The following is a 1,154-nucleotide window of genomic DNA, read 5'->3' as shown; positions in this document are numbered from 1 at the left end:
TCATCGCTGTTTATCTGCGCTGCGGCCTCCGGTGTCGCCCCTGCATTTTCCGCTCGATGTCGGGCTGTCGTGTCGGCACGGCGAAGACGTCGCCGCATTCAGAAGAGGAGAATATCATGACCATTGCTTACCGCTTTATGCACCGTCATACCCGAAACACGCTCGTAGCCCGCGGCTGGCCAGCCAACATGGATATCGATACAAGCCTGAATTACTCCAGAGGAGAAGGCGTTGCGTTCTATGGCCAGCTCGATGCTTTACAGTTGCAGCGTCTGTTACCTGAGATTGCACTGCGTGGTTTGATGTCCGATCAGGCAATGAAGGTGCTGCTGCCATTACTGGCAGGAAGTGAACTGATTGTCCGCCTTTATCGTAATTCGCTGGGGCATCGTAAGGCTCATGCCGGAACCATTTCGCTTGAATATGATAATTGCCCTGAGGGTATGTCCACGAAACATATCCTCTGTCTGCTGAAAGCACTGCGTGATGAGATTAACCACGTCTGTAGCTGCGTGGCATCCGCCGGATACCGCCTGATGGAAGCCTTGCGCCCCGCCGCTGAACCGCTGGTATTTACCCGCCGAACCCGTAATTTCCTCCTGACAGTAACGGAAGTGGAGCAGGTGCAGGATGATGCGCAGTGGGATAATGAGACGCTCGACGCGCGTCTTAAAGCGGTACTCGACGGGAAGGAAACCTTTCGCCGTCTGCAAATCCGTCTGGAATGCAATGGCCGTACAGTCGGGCAGACCCACGTGCCTTATGCCCTTCGTCACCCTGACAGCCCATCCCGCGACTGGTTTGACAGACACTGGCTGCGGGATGTGGTCAGCAGCGCACGAACCGAGATTGACGCGATGATGAAATCCTTCTCCGGCATCCGGATTGCCGCCTGATTTTGGGCGGGGCAGTGCGCCCCGCCTTATTGCGAAAAGGATGTCGCACGCTCCGCTTTACCGGCGCCCCCTCCACGATGTTACGGGGACGCAGGTGAAAACGTCCGTGCGGTCTGCGGCTAACGCCGTGCCTTCACTTTAGCCCGATCGCTTCAGATGCAAGGGTTCGCTCCGCCGCCATCCTCGCCCGGTCGCAGATTTTTACGCCTGACGCCGTTCTTCCCGTCGTTCTCCCGCTCAATATTCGCGGGAGAACCG

Annotated in this window: 1 protein-coding gene; it reads left to right on the top strand. The window is 57.2% G+C overall.

Going from position 1 to position 1,154, the window contains the following annotated elements:
* The coding region (locus L977_RS04475) for a hypothetical protein (protein WP_231563496.1) at positions 1–896 on the top strand (896 nt) is incomplete at its 5' end.
* Positions 897–1,154 lie beyond the last annotated feature (258 nt).

This window comes from Enterobacter sp. ZOR0014 (genome assembly GCF_000798855.1).
GTDB classification, from domain to species: domain Bacteria; phylum Pseudomonadota; class Gammaproteobacteria; order Enterobacterales; family Enterobacteriaceae; genus Enterobacter; species Enterobacter kobei.
The sequence above is the reverse complement of the archived record's forward strand: the minus strand, read 5'-3'. Positions and strand labels throughout refer to the sequence as shown.